This is a genomic window from Citrobacter sp. RHB35-C21 (assembly GCF_013816515.1).
In the GTDB taxonomy this organism is placed as follows: domain Bacteria; phylum Pseudomonadota; class Gammaproteobacteria; order Enterobacterales; family Enterobacteriaceae; genus Citrobacter; species Citrobacter braakii.
The window spans coordinates 4019639-4045668 of the sequence record NZ_CP057147.1 but is presented as its reverse complement, the minus strand read 5'-3'; the positions used below and the strand labels follow the sequence as shown (position 1 = coordinate 4045668).

Below are 26030 nucleotides of genomic sequence, written 5' to 3'. Positions count from 1 at the left end.
GATTATGCCGGATGATCTCTAAATGTGAATGGCACGATTATGCGGGATGTTTACAAATTTACGAGAGCAAATGTGGCTCGATAAGCATGAAATGGTCGAGACAGTGCGTCATTTCTCCTCACAGGTCGACATTCTTAAACTCTCGGAAGAAGAATGGTACTGGATAACAGATACGCATGATTTTACCTTGGCGCTTGACAGCCTTAAGGCGCTTCCTGCGCAACTGAAAGGGCGCAGGGGGCCATGGTGCTATGGCGCGATAGCGTCATACATTTCAACGGTTATACCGTCGACAGTGTTGATACGACTGGGGCTGGCGACGCGTTTGTAGCAGGTTTGCTGGCCTGGATTGCACATAGTGGGATGCCGCAGAGCGTTGAACAGCTTCGCCAGTCGATTGCTCAGGCCAGTGCCTGTGGTGCCCTCGCGACAACGTGCAAAGGGGCACTGACCGCACTGCCGGATACCAACGCGCTCAATGCTTTCATTACTCAATTTTCTCTACCTGACTTCGAGGTGAAAAAACTCTAAAAATGATAGCTGCAGGTTAAGGGCTCATGTTGGTGGCAATAAGACGTTAGTTCACAGCTCCAGAGTACGTCTGACTAGGTTCCTGATGCAAAAACAGAAACAACTGCAGGAATTGCGGCAACAACACCAATTTTTTCATTAGTATTAACCCATGACGTGTCAGATAATTTATTAGACAGGATAAAACTTAACAAATGCTTATCCGGATAACGCTGATTAGGGGGGAACAAATACTTCGGACAGTTCGCGAAAGAACTTACTCTCGATGTTTTGTATAGTGTTCTTTCCAATGTCAGTATTCCTAAAACATTAATATTTTATCTGGCATTTCTTCAACAATTTGTTGGCGATGGAGGTGACGATCCCGTTGTTAAGATGTTAGCCGTGGGGCGTATTCGCCATGTTAACTTTTTTAGTTACGCCACTGATTTACGCTCATGTAAACCCCTGCGTAATATTTGATTTTGATATGGAAACAAGGTTACCGAACGAGGTGGTTACCTAAAAGTTGGCAATTATCGCTCCCTTATCGGGGCAGCTCGTTTACGGACCGTAAGTAACGAAGTCTGATGCAAATGTCAGATTGTATGCGTCCCTTCCAACTGCTCCTGCTTGCGAAACGCGCTGGGCGATAACCCAACCGCGCGATGAAAATCCCGCGAGAAGTGCAGCGGATCGTTATATCCCACCTGAACCGCAATTCGGCTGATACTTTCCTGGGTTTCGACCAATAATCGCCGAGCCTGAGACAGCCGGTAATTCTTGAGCCATTTCAATGGGCTCTGGTTAAACGTGGCCTGGAACAAGCGAAACAGCTGTGACTTACTTACCTGACAATAGTGCATAAATTTCTCGATATTCCAGTCATCATTGTAATGGCTGTGAATCTGATACAGCAGCTTGCCCAGCCCGCGATGGGTGATTACCTGCGACTGCGCGGCTTCGTAGCTGCGATTTTCCAGCAGGGTAAATATCAGTTGGCTGCACAGCATATCGCAGTGCGCATCGGCCACCAGGGTGTAGCTGTTCATCAGATCAAAAATATGGTGATAAATTTCAACGATCTTTTCCGGCTGCTCGAACTGGAAAACCGGACGTTGAGGTACGTCCATTATCTGCATGATATTGTTAAGTTTTGAACCCTCTATCCGCAGCCAGAGGATTTCCCACGGAGACTGTTTGTCGGGGTAATGCTCATGCGGCCAGCGCACCGGCAACCAGGCGAGTTGCCCTTCCCGCACCGGATAATGCCGGTCTTCAATGCGAATAAACCCTGCTCCGCGCAGGCAAAACAGCAGCTCATGGCCTACCACCGACTGGCGATGAACGTGGAAATCTGCGGCGGCTTCAATATGCCCGGCGCGTAAGATCCGGTAGTTCATCAGGGTGGAAAACTCGTCGGAACCCCGATACCAGTTGGCGATCGCGCGGGTGTGTTGTTTTTGCTTTGACATAGTTGCCTGGTTTGTTATCTGCCCGTTTCGCCCGCTATGGTGGCATTTTTCGCCGTCCAGTACTCAGTTGATTGTGACTAATTTTTGAGCTTGCTCACATTTCCGTTGACATGGAAATTTCATCCATGTTTGAGAGAATTCTGCCTATCACGCTTAGTCGCCATCCTGCCTACAGTAACGACATATTCACTGCGCACTTAAAGGTTTTTTACTTACCAGACAGGAGCTGTCCATGATTGATTTTAACGATCCGCGCCAGATCGCCAGGGCGATTCAGTACACCAACGTCAACCCGGATTTGACGCGCGAAGGGGTGATTCAACATCTGGAAACCTGCATGCAGTATCAATTTGATGCCGCCATGATTGCACCCTGCTGGGTTTCCCTTGCCAAAGAAATGCTGAAAGGTAGCGGCGTGCGGGTGGCGACCACAGTCAATTTCCCGATGGCCAACGACACCACGGCGATGAAAATAGCGGTGGTACGCGAGCTGGCGAAAGAGGGGGCCGATGAGTTCGACTTCCCGCCAAACCCTGGCTATCTGTTGGGCGGCCAGGAAGATCTCTATTTCAACGAGCTGAAAAGCGTGGTCCATGTGGCCCATGACCTGGGGATGAAAGTCAAAGCCATGCTGGAGTTTGGTTTCATCACCGAAGAGGCGCTAAAAATCAAAGCCACCCGTTATGCCTTTGAAGCCGGTATTGATTGGGTGAAACAGTCCAGCGGCTGGGGCAAGGGCGGTTGCGAAGCGACGGTAGAAGATGTCCGACTTCTCAAAGCCAATATTCAGTTACCGTGCCGGGTAAAAGTATCAGGTAAGGTCAATACCCTGGAAAAAATGAAAGCGATGTTCGAAGCCGGGGCCGAACTGGTCGGCACCAGCTCCGGGCCGGAACTGGTTAAAGGCCTGACCGGGGATATCAACGCCTATTAATGTTTTGCCGCCGCAAGCGTAATTGCGGCGGCGCAGCGTTGTGCAACTTTCAGTCGAAAAGGGGAATTACTAATGAGTATTTTTATCTTTGGCAGTTATGCCAAAGCGCTGGTCATGACGGCAGATCGCATCCCCATGGTGGGCGAAACGTTAATCGGCGACGATTTTCGCCAGACTTGGGGCGGAAAAGGCTCGGATATGGCGGTGCAGGCGGCTCGGCTCGGGGCAAAAGTGGCCTATGCCGGGGTGGTGGGCGATGACACCTTCGGCCATGAATTTGTGACCCTGATGCGCGACGAAGGCGTCAATATCGATGCGTTAACCTTAACCCCAGAATTACCCACCGGAGCGGGCCTTATTATCAAAGATAATCAGGCTCGTAATGTAATTGTGGTGGATATGGGGGCCAATAAACTGTTCAGCCCGGCGCACGTGGATGAGGCAAAGGCGCTGATCGAGCAGAGCCGCGTGGCGCTCGCGCAGTTGGAGATCCCGTTGGAGACCGCGCTCTATGGCCTGAATCTCGCTAAGCAGCTCGGCAACATCACCATTCTCAATCCCGCCCCGGCCAGGGACTTACGCGGCGTAAACCTCAGCCATATCGATTACCTGACGCCAAACGAAACCGAAGCCCGCGTGGTGCTTGGGCTGGCTCCCGACGATACTCGCAGCAACCGGGAAATTGCTGATTTACTGCTGGAGACCGGCTGCCGATATGTGGTGATGACGCTTGGCGAAGCGGGCAGCGCGGTGTTCAGTCGCACCGATACCCTGGAAATCCCGTCCTGCAAAGTGGACGTGGTAGACAGCAACGGCGCGGGAGACAGCTTCAACGCTGGATTAGCTGTCGCGCTCAGTGAAGGGCAGTCCGTCGATAAAGCGGCATTTTTCGCCAATGCCACCGCTGCATTGTGCTGCTGCGACTGGGAAACCGTGCCCTCCTACAAAACGCGTCAAGAAGTCGAACAATTTCTCGGTTGTTAATTATAAAAACTCAATTCGGAGAGATAACCATGAGACCTGAACGTATCCTACATCCCCAACTCGCGGCGGCGCTGTCCACCCTCGGTCATACCGATATTATCTTGGTGACCGACGCTGGTTTCCCTATTCCGCCAAACGCGAATCGCATCGACCTTGGTTTCTGGCCGGGTATTCCCGACGTAACCGATATTCTGCGTGTGCTGCGCCATGAAGTGTTTATCGAAGATATTAAATTTGCTCGCGAAGTCCGCGACTGCAATGGCGATTTGTACCGCCAGGTGCAGGATATCTTTACTGGCTCCGGGACGGATTTCAGCGAAGCCAGTCATGAAGTGCTGTGCAATGAACTGGCCTACAAAGCCAAAGTCGTCATTCGTTCCGGCTCATTTAACCCGTGGGCCAATTTCGCGCTGGTGGCCAGTACCGATCCGTTCGCATGGTTTGCCGAAGGCACTAATGTTCAGCCGCTGCCCGACTATGTGACGCGCCGCCAGCGGATTAAAGAGAATTACGTTCCGGAGCTTAACTAATCAGTCGGCTGTTGGGTAACCGCAACAGCCGAATTAATAGCGGATTATCGCAGGCACACGACAGGGCGATAGGGGCAGCTTTTCCTTTCATAGATCCCGTATCCCGGTAAGGATTGTGACGATGAAATATCCATTCTATTTGTACTTTAGTTGCTGCGTTGCCATTTTCGGCGGGATCATGTTTGGTTTTGATATCGCGATAATTGCTGGCGCTATTCCTTTTATCCAAAGTTATTTCAGCTGGAATGAACTCCAGCTTGGATGGGGCGTAAGTTCATTACTTGTAGGTTGTATTATCGGTTCATTCGGGTCGGGATACGTTACCAATAAATTTGGCCGCAAACGCGTTCTGATTGTTGCCGCGATTATATTTGGTATTTCCTGTGCGGGAACTGGCATCGCCACCAATGAGACCACATTCATCCTTAATCGTCTATTAGGCGGGATTAGTGTTGGCGCAATTTCAGTGCTTTCGCCGATGTACGTGGCGGAGATGGCCCCGGCGTCAATGCGCGGGCGGATGACCGCGGTTTACCAGTTGTGCATCATGTTGGGTATTTTGCTCTCTTATATGACCAATTATTTTCTAAAGGATTTGGAAAATAACTGGCGGCTGATGTTTATCTCCGGTGTGGTTCCCGCAGCGGTGTTTTTTATTGGACTACTGTTTATTCCGGAAAGCCCGCGCTGGCTGACCATCGGTGGACAAAAACAAAAAGCGCTGGCGATACTGCAACGGTTTTATTCGCCAGGCGAAGCACAAAGCATTACCAATGACGTAGAGAAAAATCTCGCTGCTCATCACGCAGCCAATGCCGGTGCGCTGTTTGACAGAGATTCACGCAACAGCATTGTATTAGGGTTGATTTTGGCGGTGCTGGTGCAGTTAATTGGCTGTAACGCCGCGCTAGATTATGCACCGAAGATTATGATGGCCGCCGGATTTTCTATTAGTTCAGCGCTCTATTTCAATATCTTTATGGGCGTCATCAATTTGATCGCAACCGTAATCGGTGTGGTGTTAATTGACCGGGTAGGGCGGCGGCCACTCTATTTCTATGGCTCGTTGATTATGGGCGTGTCGCTGTTTTTCCTGGGCTTCTCGTTCCATCACTTCTTGCCGGTGCTGGTGACGCTGCTCTTTTTATTTTCCTATATCGCCTGCTTTTCCGCCTGCATCGGACCGGTATTCTGGACCTTGGTCTCGGAAATGTTTCCCAATGCGATACGCAGCAAAGCCGTGGCGCTGGTTTCCTTTACCCAGTGGATATTCAATTTCCTGGTGGTCTGGCTGTTTCCTTTTACGCTGGCAACATTCGGCGGCAATAACACCTTCTATTTCTTTGCCGTGATGTGCCTGATTCAACTGGCGATTGCCAAATTTATGTTGCCGGAAACCAAAGGAAAATCGCTGGAAGAGATCGAGCAGTTCTGGCTGCAAAAACAGCGCCATGCTTCTCCGCTTGCGGACAACGCGTCGGTGAAGGGAAATACGCTGCGCTGAATATTTCCGGCGAGACGAGCTCTCGCCGCCAAACATAAACGGGGTCATTATGGATTCGTTAGAGCGCTTATTAGAGCAGGTGACACGTCCGGCGTTACCACAGCGAAAAGACTACAAAATCGGTATTATCGGCGCGGGTTTTATCGTTGAGCATTGCCATCTGGTGGCTTACCAGAAAGCGGGGTTTACGCCATATGGGATAACCTCGCTGGAAAATGCCCACAGCCAGCGACTGGCCCGGGCATTTAACATCCCTAAAACCTACGCTAGCTGGCAGGAGATGGTGTGCGATCCGAAGATCGAGATTATTGATATCGCCGTGCCGCCGCATATCCAGTTAGCGATAGTGCGTTTTATCTGCGGCAAACATTCTCCGGCGAAAAACGTGAAGGCCATTCTGTGTCAGAAACCGCTGGCGATGTCGCTGGAAGCTGGCCGTGAAATCGTCCGTCTCAGCAAAGAGAGCGGTATCCCCATCGCGGTGAACTCCAATATGCGTTACGACCCGTCGATCCGGGCGCTGAAGTACATTCTCGATAACCAACTGATCGGCACGCCGGTGCTTGCCAGCATTGATATGCGCGCTATTCCCGACTGGCAGCAGTTTCTTCAGCAGTATAAAAAGCTCGAACTGTATGCCATGGCGATCCACCATATCGATGCCTTCCGCTTCCTGTTTGGCGATCCGGTTAAAGTCACCGCTGTTTGCCGCACCGATCCGCGTACCGCTTTTGAACACACCGATGGCATCACCCAGTACACCTTCCAGTATGCCAATGGCCTGATCGCCACCAGTCTGGACGACGTCTGGGCCTGGCCGGGTGGACTCTGCGCTAAAAATAATTATATCAACTGGCGGGTGGAGGGCACCGACGGGTTGGCGGAAGGCGATTTCGGCTGGCATCGCCGTCCGCCGGAGTATTGTGGCAGCACCTTAAAACTGGCGTCACGCGAGTATCCCGAGCGCTGGATCGCCCCGCAATGGAAACGCCAGTGGTTCCCGGATGCGTTTATCGGCACCATGGCGAGCCTGCTGTGCGCTCTGGAACATGGCGCACAGCCGGAAATCAGCGCTGAGGACAACCTCGGCACGCTGGCCTGTATTGAAGCCTGTTATGCCTCTATTCAGGAAGAGCGAACCGTTTATCTCAATGAAATCCTTCAGGAGAATACAAAATGATTAATGTAGGCATCTTTACTGGTTACTACCCCTACTCCTTGGAAGAGACCATCACGAAGATTAAGCAGGCGGGGATGGGTTGCGTGCAGCTTGACCTCGAGTTTACCGATATCGATCTGAGCCGGGGGCATATCACCAAAGCGAAAGCGCACCAGGTGCGCGACGCGTTTCGCAAAGCCAATCTGCCTATCGTCGCTATTTCGGCGTATACGAACCTTGTGCATCCGGAACCGGTGAAGCGTGCCGAGAATATCGCAGCGGTGAAAGAGATCCTCGCTCATGCGCGGGACTTCGGTACGCCGTATGTGATCAGCGAAACCGGCACTTATAACGTCGATAGCGACTGGTTGTATGATCCGCGAAACAGCACTGAGGAGGCGTATCAGGAATTTAAAGCCATCGCCCGCGATTTGGCTGCTTTTGCCTACGATCACGGCGCGGTATTCCTGGTGGAAAACTACGTGAACAACATTATCGGCTCGGTCAGCCAGGTGGCGCGACTGATGCGCGATATCGATCACCCCGGCCTGGGGCTGGCGCTGGATCCGACCAACTATTTTGATGATAAAAATATCGACGCCATTGATGAAACACTGCACAGCATCTTCAATGTACTGGATAGCAAAATTAAAATTGCCCATGCCAAAGATTGTAAGAAAACCGACGTGGTGATTGAGAAATTCGGGGACGGCGCAGCGGAGCATAACAGCTTCCGTGGAGCCGGTTTGGTGGAGCTGCCCGCAGCAGGGCTAGGGTCGCTTAACTATTTGCTGTATGTGGAACTGCTCGCGAAAAACCACCCAAATATTCCGCTGATCATTGAACACGTCGACGAATCGGATATTCCGCGCGCCAAAAACTTTGTAGATGATATGTTGATGGTGACCGGGGCGTAATTCCTAATGTGAATCAGGCATTCCGCGGAACAGGGGGGATGCCTGCGTTAACTGACGCAAAACTCACCACTTAAATCATAAGTCCATTGCAGCACCACACTGCCGTTTATAGAAAAGCTTGGTGCTAACCAGGGTTTGGGTACAGCCATGCTGCTTTTGTGCGAACGAATAAAGACTCCCCGAATAAACAAGGGAGCCAGGAAGCGTAACGCACGCGCAGGGCTATTTCTGCCGTGACTCAAGCCAGACCAGCGCCAGCGTGGAGAGCGTGCACATCAGCAGAATGCCGACAAACCAAAACAGATACCACATCGTACAGTCCTCCCTAATAAAGTTCGTGGTTGTGGCGGCGGATGGTTTCTACGTTGATTCGTCCTAGCATCTTGTAATAACTCCACAAGGTATAAAGCAGAACTATCGGTAGGAAAATCAGCACGATAACCAGCATGATACTGAGCGTCATCTGGCTGGAGGTACTGTCCCACACCGTCAGGCTAGAGAGTGGATATGCGCTGGATGGCATCACAAATGGAAATAGGGTGATTCCAGCGGTGAAGATCACGCAGGTCTGGGTCAATGAAGCAAACAGAAATCCCCACACGGCCCGACGTTGCCCGCAGGCATAGATCGCGAGCATTGGAAAAATCATGCCCAACAGCGGAATAACCAACAGTAGTGGTGAATTTTCAAAGTGCGCCATCCACGCGCCCGGTGCGGTCGTTACTGCCTTTAATAGCGGGTTGGACGGACCATTAGGATCCTGGCTAAGCAGCACATAGCCATTAATCCCCGTCCACAGCCAATACCCGGCTAACAGGAAGCAGAGCACCACTAACATCGCGCTGCGGCGGGTGGCAGACAGCGCGCGCAGGTGAAGAAGGCCGTCGGTTTTCAACTGGAGCCAAACGCCCCCCTGCATAATGACCAACATCAGGCTTAATGCGCCGCACAGTAGGGCAAAAGGAGAGAGCAAATCCCAGAAAGTGCCCAGATATTGCACATGTAATTGTGGTGTGAACACAAAAGGCACCCCCAGGAACAGATTGCCGAAGGCGACGCCGAAGATAACCGGTGGCACCAGGCTGCCGATAACCAACCCGGTGTCCCACATGGCGCGCCAGCGTGCATTCGCTATTTTACCGCGATAATCAAAGGCCAATGGACGAAAGAAAAGGGCGCACAGCACCAGAATCATCGCCACATAAAACCCCGAAAATGCGGCTGCATAGACGCGCGGCCAGGCTGCGAATAATGCGCCGCCCGCCAGAATGAGCCACACCTGGTTACCTTCCCAGTGCGCCCCTACGCTATTGATTAACACCCGACGTTCATCATCGTTGCGCGCGATCAGCGGTAACAGGCAGCCGACCCCCATATCAAACCCGTCAGTGACCATAAAGGCCACCAGAATAATGCCAATCAGCAGCCACCAAATGAGCCGCAACGTTTCATAATCCAACATGATGCTCTCCTTTATTCCTGTTGTTGTGCCGGTTGTTGACGTTGCATCGCATCTGGACCAAGACGCGCGTATTTTTGCATCAGGTAGACTTCGGCAATTAAAAACAGGGTGTAAAGCGTGAGGATTAGCCCCATGGAGAAGGCCAGTTGGCCCGCGCTCAGCGCAGAGTGGGCGTACCAGGTCGGCAAAATATCCTGAATCGCCCACGGCTGGCGGCCAAACTCCGTCATAAACCAGCCTGCTTCAATGGCAATCCACGGTAGCGGCAGGCTCCACAGCGTTATGTGCAGTACCCAGCGATGCTGGTCGATACGCCAGCGTAAGGTCTGTATCAGCGCAATCGCCATCACCAGCAGCAGAAGGGAACCGCACCCAATCATGATGCGAAAGCTCCAGAACACGGGGGCAACTTGCGGAATAGCGCCGCGTTGTGCGGCCTGATATTGCGCTGGCGTGACATGGTTCATGTCAGGGGCGTAGTTTGCTAACAGGATGCCGTAACCCAGATCTTTTTCCACGGCGTGAAAAGCGTGCAGTAGCTGAGGCGTGCGGTTACCTTTGGCGATTTCCTGCATCAGCAACCATGCTTCCCGGCCCCGCTGCAGGCGGGGTAGCGCGTCTGCCATCAGGTTCTTCAGCCCCGGAACTGGCGTATCTAAAGAGTGAGTCGCCAGGATACCCAGCAGGGCCGGTATCTTCACGGAAAAGGCGTTACGCTCTTGCTCCTGTTGCGGCCAGGCTATCACATGAAAGGGCGCAGGAGCCGGTTCGGTTTGCCATTCCCCTTCCATTGCCGCCAGTTTTACCGGCTGGCGTTGGGCGACCTCATAGGCTGAGCTATCTCCCAGTTGCAGAGTGCCGAGGATAGCCAGTGTGCCAAAGACGGAACCTACCGCGAAGGAGCGCAGGGCGAACTCGCGAGCGCGACCACGCAGCAGATACCAGGTGCTGATGGACATCACAAACATGGCGCCTGTGACATAACCGGACATCACGGTATGCACAAATTTCACCTGGCTGATGGGGTTAAAAACCAGCGCGCTAAAGCTGCTCATCTCCATGCGCAGGGTATCAATATTAAAGTGAGCGCCCGTTGGATATTGCATCCAGCCGTTGGCGTTGAGGATCCACAGGGCCGAGATATTGGAGCCAAACGCTACCAGCCAGGTCACCAGTAAATGCTGGTACTTGTTTAAGCGCTGCCAGCCGAAGAAGAACAGCCCCACGAATGTGGATTCAAGAAAGAAAGCCATCAAGGCTTCCATCGCCAGCGGAGCACCGAAAATATCGCCCACATAGTTGGAATAGAGCGACCAGTTAGTCCCGAACTGAAACTCCATGGTCAGGCCAGTCGCCACACCGAGCGCAAAGTTAATACCGAATAACTTTCCCCAGAAACGCGTCATGTCGCGGTAGACTGTTTTGCCCGTCACCACGAACAGGGTTTCCATGATGGCCAGCAAAAAAATCAGCCCCAGCGTCAGGGGAACAAACAGAAAATGGTACAGCGCGGTCAGCGCAAACTGCCAGCGCGATAAGTCAATGACGTCCCACATGCGAACTCCATCAGGCATTAGAGAGTGAACAGATAAGGAAGAAAACGCCAGACCCGCAGCAGAAAAGTATGCGGGTCGGGAGAAGGGGATCAGGCCGGCGGGCCGGATGCCAGCCAGCTACAGACTTCATCCAGGCGCTGGAGCGAGTCGAGCAGATCCTCCGGAGCAGCCAGTACCAGTTCCGGTAATGGACAGATCTCATAACTCTCGAGCAGAAGCCCTTTCAGGGTATCCAGACAGCGCACATGCCAGACATGGCGCAGCGCCGTGGCGTCGATTTGGCTCTCGCCGTAGCCGATGGTGCGGATCTGAATGCGCCCTTCGCCACACAGGCGGGAGAGGAACTGGCGATCCGCATCGCTAACCGGGAGTTGGGTGAGGTTAATGCTATGAGGTTGCGTGGCCGGATCGCGCACGTGCGCCAGCAGTTCCTGAGCCAGCGTCAGGCCATTCATCAACCCATCGACGGGCGGAGGCAACAGGCTATCGTCTGGCAGCGTCGTGATTGTTGCTGCCTGCCACAGCGCCCGTGGCGCGCTGCCTGCCTCCAGATGCTCCTCCCATTGACCCAAGTCATTCTGGCAACGCACCCGCCAGATTCCGCAGAAAATAGACTCCTGAATCTCACTCGCCCTGCCGTCAGCCTGCTGGATACGCACGGAAACTTCGCCTTCGCCGAGCAGCGTATTCAAAAACGTGAGGTCGTCTGCGTTGAGCGTGGATAAATCCCATCCCAGCACGTCCTGTTTTACGGGGATTTTCTGGCTAAGCTGGTGGCGCACGTCGGCTAACAATGCCATCACCGCCGGGCTGTGCGGACAGTTTTCCAGCCTCGCCATGCTGGGGCTGCTGTTGACCTGGCAGGTGAGGGGCAAGGGATTCATGCTGAAGCTGTCATCGCCCGGCTGGGTTCCCGGCCCCAGCAGATGAAAAAAGGTATCACTCATCTTGCAGGCTCCGGGGGATACGTTCTTCAACGAGGGGGCGCATCAGGTTGAGCAGGTCGGCCCACGGGTGGATGCCGCTGAGAATGCCGCGCAGCTCGCCGTGGATAAATACCAGCGTGGCCGGGAAGCGAAATACGCCAAAACGATCGCCGATAGCCTCGCTGTGCTCGAGATCCGCCATAGCGATTTGCCAGTCAAACTGGGGAAACTCGCGGAGCAACTCGGCAATCATTACTGGGTTATCGCTGACTTCTGGCGTGCGGCGGGGATCGCTACTGAGCAGCACCACGCCATCACGCACACGCGTTACCCAGTCATCCAGTTCAGATGCGGTCAGCGGTTGCCAGCCGCGCGCCAGCATGCGTTGCCATAGCGCAGAAAATGGTTTGTCATTCAACATGTTGCTTATCTCTCCAGCGTTACACGATACTGGCGAATACGCACGCCTTCATAGTTTTCCAGCGACAGGCATTCATAGTTCAGGCAACGCGTTTCATCGATTGTCTGTGGCGCGATGCCCCACGCGGCCAGTTGCGTTAGCGCGGCTTGTTCTGCCGCCGGGAGCTGAGCGCGCGCGATGTCGGTCAGGCTGCCGCCATAGTCGTCCAGCTGCACCGGCTGTAGTCCTACGAGGGCGATGTGGGCGGGTAGATGACCGCGAATCTCCGCCAGAGCAAGCACTTCGGAGAAGCTGTTCTGATGCAGACTCATTTTTTTGGCGCTGAGGTAACTGGGGACTTGTTCACCGGCGTAGGATTGCAAAGTGCCTGGCGCGAGTCCGTAGTCGATGGCGTCCAGCAGCAACAAATGGCTGGCCTGCTCAACGTAGCCCAGCAGATTCAGCCCTTGCGTGCCGCCGTCGACAATCTCTACCCATTCTGGCCAGTGATAGTGGGCGTACAGGCGTTCGGCAACGCGAATGCCAAATCCTTCATCTGCCCACAGCAGGTTGCCTAAGCCCATCACGATGACGTTAGGTTCGCTCATGACGCCTCCTTATCGTGCTGGCGTTTGGCAAATTTGTGGCTACGGTAGCCGTTGATCATGGTTGAGATGACGGTATCGTCAGACATGATGTCCTCGCGGATAGCCATATACACATGACCGATGATGAAGGCCGCGATGAACCACATCCCCAACCGATGCCAGCTGTGGATATCGAGAGAGTTACCGCCGGTCCAGTAGAAAAACTCCGTCACATAGCGGAAGGGGGTAAAAATGGCGTACTGGCTATGCTCGCTGTATAAGGCAAAACCGGTGAGGATCATAAAAACTGAGAGCAGGAAATAACCGAACATCGCCGCCTGCGCGACGGGGTTATGGCCGATATCTTCTCCCGGTTTTTTTTCCAGAAACAGATACCAGCGCACCACTGAAAAGGCACCCTGCCACCAACTGCGACGCCAGACCGGCACGATAAACAGCTCGCGTGAATAGCGATTGCCGATGAAGGCCCAGTAAATGCGACCCAGCAGTATCACCGTAAACACCATGGCTGCGGCGAAATGCACTAACCGGATGTCGCCCATGTAGAACAGGTAAGTGGCTTCGCCGTTGACCGACGGCAGTGGTCGGCCAATGAAGTATCCGGTTACCATCAAAACCAACATGCAGCCCACTGTCAGCCAGTGCCACAAGCGTACGGGCGCTTCAAACACATAGTGGCTGACGGCGGTATCACGCGCCTCCCCGACGCGTGGGGATATCTTTCCAGTCATCGTTCCGTTCCTTAACGCTTAGCGAACCTGGACTGCGATAAGTTCGCTGCCGTCGTCGCCGAGGACGTGGGTTGAACATGCCAGGCAGGGGTCGAAGCTGTGCAAGGTGCGCAGGATCTCCAGTGGTTGATCCGGTATCGCCATTTGGGTGCCCATCAACGCCGCCTCGTAGGCGCCAATTTGCCCCTTCGGATCGCGCGGGCTGGCATTCCAGGTGGTCGGCACCACGCACTGATACACGTCGATCTTCTGGTCGCGAATCGACGCCCAGTGACCGAGTGCTCCGCGCGGCGCCTCGGTAAAACCGATCCCACGGCACTGCTGCGGCCAGCTTGCAGGCTCCCATTTTTCGGTATTCGCCGTAGCCAGATTGCCGTTTTTCAGGTTGGTCATCAGCTTGTCGAAGAAATATTGCAGCTTGCTCACGGCCCACTGCGCCTCGTGCGCGCGGCACAAAATACGCCCCAGCGTCGACTGCATACCCGACAGCGGCAGTTTGAGTGCGGACATCATGCGATCGACGGATTCAATCGTGGCGGCATCCCCTTTGTGATAGGCAATCAGCGTACGCGCCAACGGTCCAACTTCCATGGCGTGTCCGCGCCAGCGCGGGGCTTTAATCCACGAGTAGCGTTCCTGTTCGTTGAGCTGCTGGATATCGGTATCGCTGCCTTTGACATCGCCGGGGTTGTACCAGGGTTCAGTAATCCCCTCGAACGGGTGACGACCTAATTGATCGTCCGGATAACGGTACCAGGCATGATCGACAAACTCCTGAATTTGCTGCTGATCGGCCAGATCCACCGGCATGACGTTGTTAAAATCACCGTTAATGACCGCGCCGCCAGGCATCAACAGGCTCTTCGCGCTGAAGTCGTTGGCAATATCTGGGAACGCGCCGTAGCTTAAGACGCACTTATCAGACAGCCCGGTGCCAATCTGGCTCCAGGGTTTGTTGAACTGGCCGATAGCCAGCGCGTCAGGAACCATGACGTTGTTGATGAAGTCGGCGGTGCGGGTGATGATCGACTGTACCAGGTTAAGGCGTTCCATATCGACCGCACCAACCGCGCCGCTCTGATCGATATTGATAGCGCATGGCATGCCGCCGACAATCCAGTTAGGATGCGGATTCTTGCCGCCAAACACCGTATGGATTTTGATAATCTCGCGCTGAAAATCGAGCGCTTCCAGATAATGGGCAAAGCCCATCAGGTTAGCCTCTGGCGACAGTTTGTACTGCGGATGCCCCCAATAACCGTTGCGGAAAATCCCCAACTGACCGCCATCGACAAATTTCTTCAGGCGGTTTTGTACGTCAAAGAAGTAGCCCGGGGAGGACATCGGCCAGGCTGAAAGGCTTTGTGCCAACTGTGATGTTGCGCGCGGGTCGGCTTTCAGGGCATTCAGAACGTCAATCCAGTCCATTCCGGCTAGCTGGTAAAAGTGGACCAGGTGGTCGTGGCACCACAGCGTCGCCAGCATAATATTGCGAATGATGTTGGCGTTGTCGGGCACCTTGATGCCAATGGCATCTTCAATGGCATAGACCGATGCGAGCGCATGTACGCCAGTGCACACTCCGCAAATTCGTTCGACAAACGCCCAGGCATCGCGCGGGTCGCGCCCTTGCAGAATAATTTCCAGTCCACGGAACATGGTGCCGCAGGAAACCGCGTTGGTGATGATGTTCTGCTCATCAATGTTCACCTCACAACGCATATGGCCTTCAATGCGCGTAATGGGGTCGACAACCAGGCGCCGGCCGGCATTATTGACCGTATATCCCTGGGTTTGATACGAATTGCTCATGCCTGTTTATCCTCATTGTCTGGCGACTGTTGTCCGGCGTCGGCTAATTGCTGTTTGTGGCGGTTATGTTGATTGACGGCGCTGGCGACTGCGTGGACACCGACGCTGGCGGCCACCACGCCAAGCGCGGTGAGGCCCACGGTATCGGCGGTTGAATGCGTCCCCATCTGCGGGATATCGACCACGCGGCTGTAGAACGAACCGCGATCCCAGAAGCCGTTCTCTGAACATCCCAGACACCCATGACCGGACTGGATGGGGAAAGAAACGCCGCCATTCCAGCGGGTGGTGGAGCAGGCGTTATAAGTGGTAGGCCCTTTGCAGCCCATTTTGTACAGGCAATAGCCTTTTCGGGCAGCGTCATCGTCCCAACTCTCAACGAACTCCCCGGCGTCAAAGTGGGCGCGGCGGTAGCATTTGTCGTGAATACGCTGACCATAGAACATCAGCGGACGCCCCAAACGATCGAGTTCAGGCAGACGATCAAACGTCACCATATAGGTAATGATGGCGCTCATGACATCCGGAATCGGCGGGCAGCCGGGCACTTTCACGATTGGTTTATCGGTGATCACCTTATCGATCGGCGTTGCCTGGGTTGGATTAGGCCGTGCGGCCTGCACGCAGCCCCAGGAGGCACAGGTTCCCCAGGCGATAATCGCGCTGGCGCCTGCCGCGGCTCTTTTTAGCTTTTCAATAAACGGTCGCCCGCCGCTGATGCAGAACATTCCTTGTTCACCCAGCGGAGGATTGCCCTCGACGGCCAGAATGTATCGGCCGTGGTAGCGGCTCAGAATGTCTTCAAATACCTCTTCGGCCTGCGTTCCGGCGGCGGCCATCAGGGTGTCGTCGTAATCAAGAGAAATCAGGGAGAGGATGACGTCTTTGGCGAGTGGGTGAGAGGAGCGGATAAATGATTCAGTGCAACAGGTGCATTCCAGCCCGTGGATCCAGACGACCGGGATCCGGGGTTTGTTTTCCAGCGCCCAGGCTATTCTGGGCGTCATTGCGGCTCCCAGCCCAAGCGATGTTGCTGCGAGGCTGCAATATTTGAGAAAACTGCGTCGACTCACCCCTTTGCGGCGCATCGCCTGATAAAAGGTCTCCTCGTTATTCGTATTCATAACACGCGTTTCTTCCCCCGTTGAGTTCTGGCCACATCGCCAGCGATAATCTAAAAAAGCCTATCCGATCAGCGGGGAGAAACAATGCAAAGTGTAGGGTTATGTCCTATTGCGATATTTTCGTGCCCGTTACCTGTTTTTCACTGTCCGGGAATAAAAAAACGCACAGGGGAGACCGCCCTGTGCGTCGGGTTTATTGCGGAAGAACTTAAACCCCAAGGCGATCGCGTAAGCTGTAATATGCCGCCCCCATGGCGGTAAACGGAATGCGCAGGCTGCGACCCCCTGGGAACGGGTAGTGCGGCAGTTTGGCGAAAGCGTCAAAGCGCTCGGCATCCCCGCGCAGCAGTTCAGAAATCAGACGTCCTGCCAGGTGGGTACAGGTCACGCCGTGGCCGCTGTAGCCCTGCATATAGTAAATGTTGGTATCAAGACGGCCGAACTGCGGCATGCGAGATAGCGTTAACAGGAAATTACCGGTCCAGCGGTAATCAATTTTTACCCCCTGCAATTGCGGGAAGGTTTTCAGCAGTTTCGGCATTACCAGACGTTCAATATCGTCCGGATCGCGGGCGCCGTAGACCACGCCGCCGCCGTACAACAGGCGGTTATCGCCGGTCAGACGGTAGTAATCCAGCAAATAGTTACAATCTTCTACACAGTAGTTTTTTGGAATCAGCGAGCGTGCCATCTCCGCAGACAACGGTTCGGTGGTTAATACCTGTGTGCCGCATGGCATGCTGCTTTTTGCCAGCGCTGGTTCCAGTTTGTCGCCGAGGTAGGCGTTGCCCGCGACGATCACAAAGCGGGCCGTAACCTGACCTTTTTCGGTGCTGACCACCGCCGGGCTGGTGTGCTGGATACGGGTGACCGGCGACTGTTCGAAGACGCGCCCGCCGTTCAGACGAATGGCGTTAGCTTCGCCAATCGCCAGGTTCAGCGGATGAATATGACCACCGCTGTGGTCGAGCAGCGCGCCGACATAACGATCGCTGCTGACTTCGCGACGAATTTCGCTGCTGTCTAACAGTTCAAGCTGCGTGTTGCCGTAGCGTTCCCAGTTCGACTTCTGCTCCTCCAGCGTTTCCATCTGCTTGTGGTTCAGCGCCACAAACAGTCCGCCGGGGCGATAGTCGCATTCGATCTGATAACGCTTGATACGTTCGCGGATGATATTACCGCCTTCAAACATCATGCTGCCAAGCATTTTGGCGGCGTCCGGGCCATAGGTGCGCTCGATGACGTCGATATCGCGACTGTAGGAGTTCACCAACTGACCGCCGTTACGTCCGCTGGCCCCGAAGCCAATACGTGCGGATTCCAGTAGCACTACGTCGTAACCCATCTCCGCTAAGTGCAGGGCGGAGGAGAGACCGGTATATCCACCGCCCACGACGCAAACATCACAGCTAACCGACTCGCTAAGGGTGGGAAACGGTTCATACTGATTGGCGCTTGCGGCGTAATAACTGCTGGTATGTTCAGTCATGATTAAGGCTCCAGGGAGATCCAAATGGTTTTCAGTTCGCTAAATTTTTCCAGTGCATGCAGGGACTTATCGCGCCCGTTGCCGCTTTGCTTATAACCGCCGAACGGCACAGTCATATCACCGTCGTTGTAGTTATTAACGAAGACCGAACCGGCCTTCAGGCGACGGCTCATGCGGTGGGCGCGCGACAGATCGCGGGTCCAGACCGCGGCCCCCAGGCCGTAGTCACTGTCGTTGGCCAGCGCCAGAGCTTCGGCTTCGCTGCTAAAACGGGTGATGACCAGCACCGGGCCGAAGATCTCATCGCGGCTGACGTGGGCTTGCGGGGCTGTATCGACAAAAATAGTCGGGCCGATAGCCGCTGGGTGTACGTGGCTGCGACCATCCAGCGCCAGCGTGCCTTGCGCTTCACCGTCGCGAATAAAACCATGCACGGTGTCGGCATGCGCGTTGTCGATAAGCGTGCCCATCGTGGTTTCCGGATCCAGCGGGTTGCCCGGCTGCCAGTTTTTCGCCTGCTCTTTCAGCAGGGCAATGAACTCGTCGGCAATACTCTCTTCCAGTAACAGACGCGTACCGGCGATACAGACCTGACCCTGGTTATAGAAGATGCCTGCTGCAGCATTGGCGGCGGCTTTCGGCAGATCCGGGCAGTCGGCAAAAACGATGTTGGCACTTTTACCACCGGCCTCCAGCCAGACGCGTTTCATATTGCTGTCGCCAGCGTCTTTGAGCAGTTGCTTGCCGGTGCGGGTCGAGCCGGTAAAGGTGATCACATCAACATCCGGATGCTGCGACAACGCCTGGCCCGCTTCGTGGCCATATCCGCTCACCACGCTGAGAACGCCATCTGGCAAACCGGCTTTTTTTGCCAACGCAGCAAGGCGAATGGCGGTCAGCGGTGATTTTTCTGAAGGCTTGAGGATCACGCTGTTGCCTGCAGCCAGTGCCGGGCCAAGTTTCCAGCAGGCCAGCAGCAGGGGAAAATTCCACGGCACGATGGCCGCAATGACGCCTACCGGCTCGCGCACAATCAGCGCCAGATCGCTCACCGAGGTGGTGGCCACTTCGCCATAGACTTTATCTATTGCTTCGGCGTACCAACGGATGGCGCGTGCCGCGCCTGGAATATCATCACGCAGGCTATGGCGAATCGGTTTACCGGTGTCGAGCGTTTCCAGTAGCGCCAGCTCCTCGTGATGCTGCTCCATTAAATCGGCGAACTTGTGCAGGACTGCCTTGCGCTCTGCGGGTGATGCTTGCGACCAGTCTCCGCGTTCAAACACGGTGCGGGCTGCGGTGACCGCGCGGTCTACATCCGCTTTTTTGCCGCGGGCGACTTTGGCGAGCGGACGTTGTCCTGCCGGATCCTGCGTAATAAAGGTTTCGTTATCGGCGGCTGCGCAATATTCGCCGTTAATAAATAAACGGGTCTCCGGCGAATAATGGCTGGCTTTTTCACGCCAATATTTGAGATTCTGAAAGTTCATAGCTACTCCTTTTATATCAATAAGATAAAGTTCGTTGCTGATCTTTTCAGGCAAAATCAGGCTGCACGATGCCCCAGGGATGTACCCTGTTAATGCGCGTTATTTAAGAAGGCCTGAGAAACTCAGGCCGCTACTTATTAGAAAGTGGTAGGAGTGTGGGCACTGATGATGCGGCAGATCCCTGCCGAGGTGTTGCTGAAGCTGTGTGGTATACCGGTGTTAATGGCATAACTTTGCCCTGCAACAAGATGATACGTTTGACCGTTGATGGTCAGTATCACTTCACCTTCCAGTATTGTCCCAATCTCTTCACCCTGGTGTTTAATTCTCTCCCCGGTTGTCGTACCTGGCTGATAGGTTTCAAACATCATGGCCAGCGTACGATTCGGATTTCCGTTGTGTACCAGCTTCATGGATACTCCCTGACTCCCGATCTCAATCAAATCATCCTGATTGATAACCACCTGCGGTTCGTCAGGCTTTTCCGGTTCCGCGAAGAACTCGGAGAGCGACAGCCCATAAACTTTCAATAGCTTTTGCAGCGTACTGATGGCAGGACTGACTTTATCCTGCTCTATGGTGCTGATGGCGCTATGCGTTAACCCAGACAGTTCGGCGGCACGACGCTGTGAAAGACCCAATTGCTGGCGGATCTCTGACAAACGTTTACCCGGCGCCAGGCCGTCATCGCTCATAATTGCATTTCCTTAACTGTAGTGGTCAGAGTCGCTGTTTTTCAGCGAGGTGGTTCTGACAAGCGGTGATAAAACCTTCAAGTAACAAACGCGACAGGGCGTATTCGCTACTGTTCCATTCCGGGTGCCACTGCACACCAAGCGCGAAAGGATGGTCGTGAACGCTGGCTGCTTCCACTAATCCATCCTGCGAGCGTGCTTCCACGCGCAGTTGCGGGCCAAGGGTTTTTGCGCCCTGACCATGCAAGGAGTTAACCCAAAACGTGCTGCAACCTGGTATTAGCTGAGATAGCAATCCTCCCTGTTGAACCTGGACTTCATGAGATGGCGCATATTGCTGCTCCACCGGGAGTTCCGCATCTTCACGATGTTCCAGGAACTGTGAGTGATCGCACAGGCGACGATACAGAGTCCCGCCAGTGGCGACAACTAATTCCTGTAAGCCCCGGCAGATGGCGAAAATGGGAATGCGCCTTTCGAGCCCGGCGGTAATTAGCGCCATGCTCAGAAGATCACGCCCGGGATCGGCGTCAGACTCATCGCCATTTTCACCATAAAGGTGCGGCTGCACATTGCTTGGGCTTCCTGGCAGGAAGATACCATCCAGTTTCGGTAACAGTGCGTTCAGTAATTCGGGTTCCGCAAGCGCATGGGGAATCGCTATCGGTAATCCACCGGCGTTCAATACTGCATTCAGGTACTTTTCTTGCAGAGTCTGGGTCTCGTGACCCTTAAGCCTGTTCCTACACATCACTACACCAATAACTGGCTTGTCAAATATATTGCCCATGATCGACCTCACGTTTTGGAATAAATTATTGCCAAACGGTTCCTTGTTATGCCATTCCGTTCATTATTTTCTCAATCTAGCAGCGGAATAACCTTCTAGCAAACTTAATTTAACATTTGACAAACAATTTATTTGCATCCAGAGTCGAAGAGTGGACATTATATTTAACAGTCAAATCACAGAACAGCTTACAGGCCAACGGCGGTGAATCATGGAAACCAATATCGTAGAAGTTGAGAATTTTGTTCAGCATTCTGAAGAGAGACGAAGTAGCGCGTTTGCGCGTGAAGTTAAGCAGTATCTGGAGCGCTATCCCAACACGCAGTTCGTGGATGTGCTGTTAACCGACCTGAATGGTTGTTTTCGGGGTAAACGCATTCCCGTTGCGGGATTACACAAGTTAGAGAAAGGCTGCTATTTCCCGGCATCCGTTTTCGCGATGGATATTCTTGGCAATGTGGTCGAAGAGGCGGGATTAGGCCAGGAGCTTGGCGAACCGGATCGGACCTGTGTCCCGGTGCCTGGCACGTTAACACCTTCGGCCGCCGATCCGGAATGTATTGCGCAGATGATGCTGACGATGCTGGATGAAGATGGCGCTCCCTTTGACGTTGAGCCGCGGAACGTACTTAACCGACTCTGGCAGAAACTTCGCCAGCGCGGTCTGTTCCCCGTCGTAGCGGTAGAGCTGGAGTTCTATTTACTCGATCGTAAGCGCGATCCCGAAGGTTATCTGCAGCCGCCGTGCGCGCCGGGAACGGACGATCGGAATACGCAAAGTCAGGTTTACTCGGTTGATAACCTGAACCACTTTGCTGATGTGCTAAACGATATCGATGAACTGGCCCGTTTGCAGCTGATCCCGGCTGACGGCGCGGTGGCTGAAGCCTCCCCTGGGCAGTTTGAAATCAACCTCTACCATACCGATAACGTACTCGACGCCTGCGATGACGCGCTGGCGCTGAAACGCCTGGTACGGCTGGTGGCGGAGAAACATAAGATGCATGCCACGTTTATGGCAAAACCTTATGAGGAGCATGCCGGTAGCGGGATGCATATCCACATCAGCATTATGAATAATAAAGGCGAGAACGTGTTAGCCGATGCGAATGGCGATGATTCCGCGTTACTAAAGCGTGCGCTTGCCGGGATGATTGATCTGATGCCTGCGTCAATGGCGCTGCTGGCGCCGAATGTGAACTCTTATCGCCGCTTCCAGCCGGGGATGTATGTTCCGACCCAGGCTTCCTGGGGGCACAACAACCGTACGGTGGCGCTGCGCATTCCCTGCGGCGATCGTGATAACCATCGGGTTGAATATCGCGTGGCGGGGGCTGACGCCAACCCGTATCTGGTGATGTCAACCATTCTGGCGGGGATCCTGCATGGTCTGGATAACGAGCTGCCGTTGCAGGAAGAGGTGGAAGGCAACGGCCTGGAGCAGGAAGGGCTACCGTTCCCGATCCGCCAGAGCGATGCGCTGTGGGAGTTCATGCAAAATGACAGTCTGCGTGAGTTGCTCGGGGAGCGTTTTAGCCATGTGTATCACGCCTGTAAACACGATGAACTGATCCAGTTTGAACGCCTGATTACCGACACTGAAATTGAGTGGATGCTAAAAAACGCCTGATAGGAATGTGGCCCGGCGGCGTAATGTTTGTCGGGCCTGTCGCATTGTTTAGTCATTGAAAAAAAGAAGTCGCATCATGCGGTCTGAGCGGAGCCAGCCCGTCAATATTGCAGGATCACCTGCCATTTCCCGGATGTCGCGTAATGGAGCGGCTTGCGACAACGGGTCTTCAGATAACCGACAGAGTTTGTGACGAGGAAATGTGATGATGCCAATGTTTAAAAACCCGCCCCGCGTGAGCATCCATGGCTCCCGCAGTAAGTACGGACCGCATCTGTGCCGTGCAACATTGACGCCTTTCTTTTGGCTTTCCACCCCGACACGACCCAGGTCTGCTGTACCCACGTTTCGAACGCAGATCTTGGCCCGTGGCGGGGAGGAAAGCTATGTCGACTAATTCTTCTGTGGATCTCGCGGCCCAGCCGGGCAAAGCACAGTTGCGTAAATCCCTCAAGCTGTGGCAGGTGGTGGTGATGGGGCTGGCCTATCTCACACCGATGACGGTATTTGACACCTTTGGTATTGTTTCGGGAATCAGCAATGGCCATGTTCCGGCCTCCTATCTGCTGGCCCTGGCGGGCGTGCTGTTTACTGCCATCAGTTACGGAAAGCTGGTACGCCAGTTTCCACAAGCCGGTTCGGCCTACACCTATGCGCAAAAAGCGATCAACCCGCATGTGGGGTTTATGGTCGGCTGGTCGTCACTGCTTGATTACCTGTTCCTGCCGATGATTAACGTCCTGCTGGCGAAAATTTACCTTTCCGCGCTGTTCCCGGGCGTTGCGCCATGGATTTGGGTAGTGATGTTTGTAGCGATCCTCACCGCGGCCAATTTGAAAAGCGTTAATCTGGTGGCGAACTTCAATGCGCTGTTTGTACTGGTGCAGGTCGCGATAATCGTGGTGTTCATTGTTCTCGTGGTGCAGGGGCTGCACAAAGGCGAAGGGGTTGGGACCGTCTGGTCGCTACAACCGTTTATCAGCCAGAATGCGCATTTGATCCCGATTATCACCGGGGCGACCATCGTCTGCTTCTCGTTTCTCGGTTTTGATGCGGTAACCACGCTCTCTGAAGAGACACCGGATGCCGCGCGTACCATTCCAAAAGCAATTTTCCTTACCGCGCTTTACGGCGGACTGATCTTCATTGCTGCCTCGTTCTTTATGCAGCTGTTCTTTCCGGATATTAGCCGATTTAAAGACCCGGACGCGGCGCTGCCGGAGATTGCGCTGTACGTCGGCGGCAAACTGTTCCAGTCTATTTTCTTGTGTACGACCTTTGTGAATACGCTGGCGTCAGGTCTGGCGTCCCATGCCAGCGTTTCGCGTCTGCTGTACGTGATGGGCCGCGATAACGTCTTCCCGGAGAAGTACTTCGGCTATGTCCATCCGAAATGGCGTACACCCGCGCTGAACGTCATTATGGTCGGGATTGTGGCACTCTCGGCCCTGTTTTTTGACCTGGTGACCGCCACGGCGTTGATTAACTTTGGCGCGCTGGTGGCCTTTACGTTCGTTAATTTGTCCGTGTTTAACCACTTCTGGCGTCGTGAAGGGCGTAAGCATACCTGGCAGGAAAAGTTGCACTACCTGGTATTGCCAATGGTCGGCGCCGCCACCGTTGCCGTACTGTGGGTGAACCTGGAGGTGACATCGCTGACGCTGGGACTGGTATGGGCTGGCGTGGGGTTGGTGTATCTCGCCTACCTGACCGGACGTTTCCGCAAGCCGCCGCCGCAGTTTGACTCCGCGAAATCTGAGCAAGCCTGGGAGTGATAGAAACTTCAGGTATTAACAACAGGGCGCGCCGTCAGGGGCAACCCCCTTCAGACGTCCGGTGACGGCGTGTCCTGCGGTATTTATTAATGTCGTGAAATGCGTGGGCTATAGTAAAGATGGCCGTTATTTCTCATCATTAATAACCGTGAGCGGGGGATGTGAATGAAGAAGATACTGATGCTGGTCGGCGATTATGTCGAAGATTATGAAACGATGGTGCCTTTTCAGGCGTTGCAGATGCTGGGCCATCGTGTTGATGCCGTCTGTCCGGATAAAAGTCAGGGGGACTACGTTCAAACCGCTATTCATGATTTTGATGGGGCGCAGACCTACAGTGAAAAACCGGGTCATCGTTTTACGCTGAATGCGAATTTTGCCGAGGTGCGGGCCACCGATTACGACGCGCTGCTGATCCCCGGCGGACGTGCTCCGGAATATCTCCGGCTGAATCCGGATGTCATTAAGCTGGTGCAAGATTTCAACGCTGCCGGTAAGCCTATCGCCGCGGTCTGTCATGGACCTCAGCTATTAGCGGCGGCGGGGGTGTTAGAAAACCGGACCTGTAGCGCCTATCCGGCCTGTGCGCCAGAAGTTCGTCTGAGCGGCGGGCATTACGCAGATATCGGCATTGATCAAGCCCACGTGGATGGCAATCTGATTACCGCGCCTGCATGGCCCGCGCATCCGCAATGGTTGGCTAAATTTGTTGAAGTATTAATGAAGTAAGCAATGAAAAAAGTCGGTATAACCTGCCTGGTTATACCGACAGTAGATATTACCTCTGTATGAGTGCGAACACGCCCCAACCAATGTACTCCCGGGTGAAGGCTACGTGGCGTGCTGGTGAACTCCTCAGTTGCTCTCTGACTTCCGGGGCAAATTCATCGTCCGGATTTGCCTCCAGCCACCGGCGCATCGTCAGCCATTTGGCCGCCTCGTATCTGTCCCAACCCTCCTGGTCAGCCAGTACCATTTCAACCACGTCATAACCGAGCAGGTCGAAAGATGAAACGAGCTCTGGCAGAGAAAGAAAATCGGTCACTGAAGTCGCGCCGCAAGCCTGGGCGATCTTCTCCGTGGCGGGTATTTGACGCCAGTACGGTTCGCCGATGAGTATGATCCCACCTGGTTTGAGACTTTGTTCCAGTTGTCTGATCGTTCCAGCGACGCCGCCGGCAATCCAGGTCGCACCAACGCAGGCGGCAATATCGAATTTTTCTTCGGCGATATAACCTGTTGCATCGGCATGAATAAAACGCACGTGCTCATTGACACCTAACTCTTTGGCCCGCAGGGTGGCTTGCTCACTGAACAGCCGGCTCATATCGATACCCACGCCGGAAATACCGTGATCGCGTGCCCAGGTGCACAACATCTCACCCGAACCGCTGCCGAGGTCCAGAATGCGTGTTCCCGGTGCCATCCGTAAAACCTGGCCTAACGTGGCGTATTTCTGTGCGGTGAACGGATTATGAATGCGATGTGCGCTTTCGCTGATGGTAAAAATCTTCGGGATATCCATCTCT

25 protein-coding genes are annotated in these 26030 nt (G+C 54.1%); 10 read left to right on the top strand and 15 right to left on the bottom strand.

The window, feature by feature from the left end; genetic code table 11:
- The first annotated feature begins 243 nt into the window (after positions 1-243).
- Positions 244-531, top strand: a complete 288-nt coding sequence (locus tag HVZ39_RS26710) for a PfkB family carbohydrate kinase (protein WP_249419249.1) — start codon at positions 244-246, stop codon at positions 529-531.
- A 578-nt stretch (positions 532-1109) separates the two neighbouring features.
- On the opposite strand, the gene HVZ39_RS19690 is transcribed toward HVZ39_RS26710, so the two are convergent.
- The gene (locus tag HVZ39_RS19690; protein WP_047498259.1) at positions 1110-1985 is read right to left on the bottom strand and encodes an AraC family transcriptional regulator; all 876 of its coding nucleotides are present in this window, start codon (positions 1983-1985) and stop codon (positions 1110-1112) included.
- 232 nt (positions 1986-2217) lie between these two features.
- On the opposite strand from HVZ39_RS19690, the gene deoC reads away from it, so the two are divergent.
- The 6 genes from deoC to HVZ39_RS19660 all read left to right on the top strand — a co-directional run bounded on the left by deoC (position 2218) and on the right by HVZ39_RS19660 (position 8013).
- Positions 2218-2919 carry a deoxyribose-phosphate aldolase gene (deoC, locus tag HVZ39_RS19685; RefSeq protein WP_049281640.1) on the top strand — a complete coding sequence of 234 codons (702 nt, stop codon included), beginning with the start codon at positions 2218-2220 and terminating at the stop codon, positions 2917-2919.
- Between the two features lie 72 nt (positions 2920-2991).
- A complete protein-coding gene (locus HVZ39_RS19680) occupies positions 2992-3903 on the top strand; it encodes a ribokinase (RefSeq protein ID WP_047498266.1) in 912 nt (303 codons plus the stop codon).
- Positions 3904-3932: 29 nt separating this feature from the next.
- Complete coding sequence (gene rbsD / locus HVZ39_RS19675) at positions 3933-4433, top strand: D-ribose pyranase (protein ID WP_047498269.1); 501 nt, start codon at positions 3933-3935, stop codon at positions 4431-4433.
- A 121-nt stretch (positions 4434-4554) separates the two neighbouring features.
- Positions 4555-5937: a sugar porter family MFS transporter gene (locus tag HVZ39_RS19670; RefSeq protein ID WP_181632867.1), complete on the top strand. Its 1383-nt coding sequence runs from the start codon at positions 4555-4557 to the stop codon at positions 5935-5937.
- A 49-nt stretch (positions 5938-5986) separates the two neighbouring features.
- On the top strand, positions 5987-7117 hold the full coding sequence (locus HVZ39_RS19665; protein WP_049281638.1) for a Gfo/Idh/MocA family oxidoreductase: 1131 nt from the start codon (positions 5987-5989) through the stop codon (positions 7115-7117).
- A complete protein-coding gene (locus tag HVZ39_RS19660; RefSeq protein WP_181632866.1) occupies positions 7114-8013 on the top strand; it encodes a sugar phosphate isomerase/epimerase in 900 nt (299 codons plus the stop codon). Before HVZ39_RS19665 ends, HVZ39_RS19660 begins: the two co-directional genes overlap by 4 nt.
- Before the next feature lie 222 nt (positions 8014-8235).
- On the opposite strand, the gene cbdX is transcribed toward HVZ39_RS19660, so the two are convergent.
- From cbdX to puuD, 13 genes are all read right to left on the bottom strand, one after another.
- Positions 8236-8325 carry a cytochrome bd-II oxidase subunit CbdX gene (cbdX, locus tag HVZ39_RS19655; protein WP_016151902.1) on the bottom strand — a complete coding sequence of 30 codons (90 nt, stop codon included), beginning with the start codon at positions 8323-8325 and terminating at the stop codon, positions 8236-8238.
- Between the two features lie 13 nt (positions 8326-8338).
- On the bottom strand, positions 8339-9475 hold the full coding sequence (gene appB, locus HVZ39_RS19650; protein ID WP_181632865.1) for a cytochrome d ubiquinol oxidase subunit II: 1137 nt from the start codon (positions 9473-9475) through the stop codon (positions 8339-8341).
- An 11-nt stretch (positions 9476-9486) separates the two neighbouring features.
- Positions 9487-11031 carry a cytochrome bd-II oxidase subunit 1 gene (gene appC, locus HVZ39_RS19645; RefSeq protein ID WP_181632864.1) on the bottom strand — a complete coding sequence of 515 codons (1545 nt, stop codon included), beginning with the start codon at positions 11029-11031 and terminating at the stop codon, positions 9487-9489.
- 89 nt (positions 11032-11120) lie between these two features.
- Positions 11121-11978: a hydrogenase expression/formation protein gene (locus tag HVZ39_RS19640; RefSeq protein ID WP_016155779.1), complete on the bottom strand. Its 858-nt coding sequence runs from the start codon at positions 11976-11978 to the stop codon at positions 11121-11123.
- The gene (hyaE, locus tag HVZ39_RS19635; protein ID WP_016151906.1) at positions 11971-12378 is read right to left on the bottom strand and encodes a hydrogenase-1 operon protein HyaE; all 408 of its coding nucleotides are present in this window, start codon (positions 12376-12378) and stop codon (positions 11971-11973) included. The genes HVZ39_RS19640 and hyaE overlap by 8 nt, the downstream gene beginning before the upstream one ends.
- A gap of 5 nt (positions 12379-12383) precedes the next feature.
- Positions 12384-12965, bottom strand: coding sequence for a hydrogenase 1 maturation protease (gene hyaD / locus HVZ39_RS19630; protein WP_016151907.1), 582 nt, complete (start codon positions 12963-12965; stop codon positions 12384-12386).
- Entirely contained in the window at positions 12962-13696 is a 735-nt protein-coding gene (gene hyaC / locus HVZ39_RS19625; protein ID WP_181632863.1) for a Ni/Fe-hydrogenase b-type cytochrome subunit, read from the bottom strand. The genes hyaD and hyaC overlap by 4 nt, the downstream gene beginning before the upstream one ends.
- A gap of 18 nt (positions 13697-13714) precedes the next feature.
- Positions 13715-15508, bottom strand: coding sequence for a Ni/Fe-hydrogenase large subunit (hyaB, locus tag HVZ39_RS19620; protein ID WP_016155782.1), 1794 nt, complete (start codon positions 15506-15508; stop codon positions 13715-13717).
- Positions 15505-16632, bottom strand: a complete 1128-nt coding sequence (gene hyaA / locus HVZ39_RS19615; protein WP_046276297.1) for a hydrogenase 1 small subunit — start codon at positions 16630-16632, stop codon at positions 15505-15507. Before hyaA ends, hyaB begins: the two co-directional genes overlap by 4 nt.
- Positions 16633-16840: 208 nt before the next feature.
- Positions 16841-18121, bottom strand: a complete 1281-nt coding sequence (locus HVZ39_RS19610) for an FAD-binding oxidoreductase (protein WP_016155784.1) — start codon at positions 18119-18121, stop codon at positions 16841-16843.
- A gap of 2 nt (positions 18122-18123) precedes the next feature.
- Positions 18124-19611 carry an aldehyde dehydrogenase PuuC gene (gene puuC / locus HVZ39_RS19605; RefSeq protein ID WP_075846746.1) on the bottom strand — a complete coding sequence of 496 codons (1488 nt, stop codon included), beginning with the start codon at positions 19609-19611 and terminating at the stop codon, positions 18124-18126.
- 137 nt (positions 19612-19748) lie between these two features.
- Positions 19749-20306, bottom strand: coding sequence for an HTH-type transcriptional regulator PuuR (gene puuR, locus HVZ39_RS19600; protein ID WP_016151913.1), 558 nt, complete (start codon positions 20304-20306; stop codon positions 19749-19751).
- Positions 20307-20331: 25 nt separating this feature from the next.
- A complete protein-coding gene (gene puuD, locus HVZ39_RS19595) occupies positions 20332-21096 on the bottom strand; it encodes a gamma-glutamyl-gamma-aminobutyrate hydrolase (RefSeq protein ID WP_016151914.1) in 765 nt (254 codons plus the stop codon).
- 211 nt (positions 21097-21307) lie between these two features.
- Here puuD and HVZ39_RS19590 point away from each other — a divergent pair, with 211 nt between their 5' ends.
- The 3 genes from HVZ39_RS19590 (at position 21308) to HVZ39_RS19580 (ending at position 25230) form a co-directional block, all read left to right on the top strand.
- Complete coding sequence (locus tag HVZ39_RS19590) at positions 21308-22726, top strand: glutamine synthetase family protein (protein WP_046276299.1); 1419 nt, start codon at positions 21308-21310, stop codon at positions 22724-22726.
- 386 nt (positions 22727-23112) lie between these two features.
- Positions 23113-24501 carry an APC family permease gene (locus HVZ39_RS19585; RefSeq protein WP_047498299.1) on the top strand — a complete coding sequence of 463 codons (1389 nt, stop codon included), beginning with the start codon at positions 23113-23115 and terminating at the stop codon, positions 24499-24501.
- A gap of 165 nt (positions 24502-24666) precedes the next feature.
- Positions 24667-25230: a DJ-1/PfpI family protein gene (locus HVZ39_RS19580; RefSeq protein WP_049281633.1), complete on the top strand. Its 564-nt coding sequence runs from the start codon at positions 24667-24669 to the stop codon at positions 25228-25230.
- Positions 25231-25279: 49 nt separating this feature from the next.
- Here the strand turns inward: HVZ39_RS19580 and HVZ39_RS19575 are convergent, their stop codons facing one another.
- Positions 25280-26026, bottom strand: coding sequence for a class I SAM-dependent methyltransferase (locus tag HVZ39_RS19575; protein ID WP_047417017.1), 747 nt, complete (start codon positions 26024-26026; stop codon positions 25280-25282).
- Positions 26027-26030 lie beyond the last annotated feature (4 nt).

Excerpts from the sequence above, each read along its gene's own strand:
- HVZ39_RS26710 (WP_249419249.1), top strand. The coding sequence starts at position 244 with ATGGTGCTATGGCGCGATAGCGTCATACATTTCAACGGTTATACCGTC.
- HVZ39_RS19690 (WP_047498259.1), bottom strand. The coding sequence starts at position 1,985 with ATGTCAAAGCAAAAACAACACACCCGCGCGATCGCCAACTGGTATCGG.
- deoC (WP_049281640.1), top strand. The coding sequence starts at position 2,218 with ATGATTGATTTTAACGATCCGCGCCAGATCGCCAGGGCGATTCAGTAC.
- HVZ39_RS19680 (WP_047498266.1), top strand. The coding sequence starts at position 2,992 with ATGAGTATTTTTATCTTTGGCAGTTATGCCAAAGCGCTGGTCATGACG.
- rbsD (WP_047498269.1), top strand. The coding sequence starts at position 3,933 with ATGAGACCTGAACGTATCCTACATCCCCAACTCGCGGCGGCGCTGTCC.
- HVZ39_RS19670 (WP_181632867.1), top strand. The coding sequence starts at position 4,555 with ATGAAATATCCATTCTATTTGTACTTTAGTTGCTGCGTTGCCATTTTC.
- HVZ39_RS19665 (WP_049281638.1), top strand. The coding sequence starts at position 5,987 with ATGGATTCGTTAGAGCGCTTATTAGAGCAGGTGACACGTCCGGCGTTA.
- HVZ39_RS19660 (WP_181632866.1), top strand. The coding sequence starts at position 7,114 with ATGATTAATGTAGGCATCTTTACTGGTTACTACCCCTACTCCTTGGAA.
- cbdX (WP_016151902.1), bottom strand. The coding sequence starts at position 8,325 with ATGTGGTATCTGTTTTGGTTTGTCGGCATTCTGCTGATGTGCACGCTC.
- appB (WP_181632865.1), bottom strand. The coding sequence starts at position 9,475 with ATGTTGGATTATGAAACGTTGCGGCTCATTTGGTGGCTGCTGATTGGC.
- appC (WP_181632864.1), bottom strand. The coding sequence starts at position 11,031 with ATGTGGGACGTCATTGACTTATCGCGCTGGCAGTTTGCGCTGACCGCG.
- HVZ39_RS19640 (WP_016155779.1), bottom strand. The coding sequence starts at position 11,978 with ATGAGTGATACCTTTTTTCATCTGCTGGGGCCGGGAACCCAGCCGGGC.
- hyaE (WP_016151906.1), bottom strand. The coding sequence starts at position 12,378 with ATGTTGAATGACAAACCATTTTCTGCGCTATGGCAACGCATGCTGGCG.
- hyaD (WP_016151907.1), bottom strand. The coding sequence starts at position 12,965 with ATGAGCGAACCTAACGTCATCGTGATGGGCTTAGGCAACCTGCTGTGG.
- hyaC (WP_181632863.1), bottom strand. The coding sequence starts at position 13,696 with ATGACTGGAAAGATATCCCCACGCGTCGGGGAGGCGCGTGATACCGCC.
- hyaB (WP_016155782.1), bottom strand. The coding sequence starts at position 15,508 with ATGAGCAATTCGTATCAAACCCAGGGATATACGGTCAATAATGCCGGC.
- hyaA (WP_046276297.1), bottom strand. The coding sequence starts at position 16,632 with ATGAATACGAATAACGAGGAGACCTTTTATCAGGCGATGCGCCGCAAA.
- HVZ39_RS19610 (WP_016155784.1), bottom strand. The coding sequence starts at position 18,121 with ATGACTGAACATACCAGCAGTTATTACGCCGCAAGCGCCAATCAGTAT.
- puuC (WP_075846746.1), bottom strand. The coding sequence starts at position 19,611 with ATGAACTTTCAGAATCTCAAATATTGGCGTGAAAAAGCCAGCCATTAT.
- puuR (WP_016151913.1), bottom strand. The coding sequence starts at position 20,306 with ATGAGCGATGACGGCCTGGCGCCGGGTAAACGTTTGTCAGAGATCCGC.
- puuD (WP_016151914.1), bottom strand. The coding sequence starts at position 21,096 with ATGGGCAATATATTTGACAAGCCAGTTATTGGTGTAGTGATGTGTAGG.
- HVZ39_RS19590 (WP_046276299.1), top strand. The coding sequence starts at position 21,308 with ATGGAAACCAATATCGTAGAAGTTGAGAATTTTGTTCAGCATTCTGAA.
- HVZ39_RS19585 (WP_047498299.1), top strand. The coding sequence starts at position 23,113 with ATGTCGACTAATTCTTCTGTGGATCTCGCGGCCCAGCCGGGCAAAGCA.
- HVZ39_RS19580 (WP_049281633.1), top strand. The coding sequence starts at position 24,667 with ATGAAGAAGATACTGATGCTGGTCGGCGATTATGTCGAAGATTATGAA.
- HVZ39_RS19575 (WP_047417017.1), bottom strand. The coding sequence starts at position 26,026 with ATGGATATCCCGAAGATTTTTACCATCAGCGAAAGCGCACATCGCATT.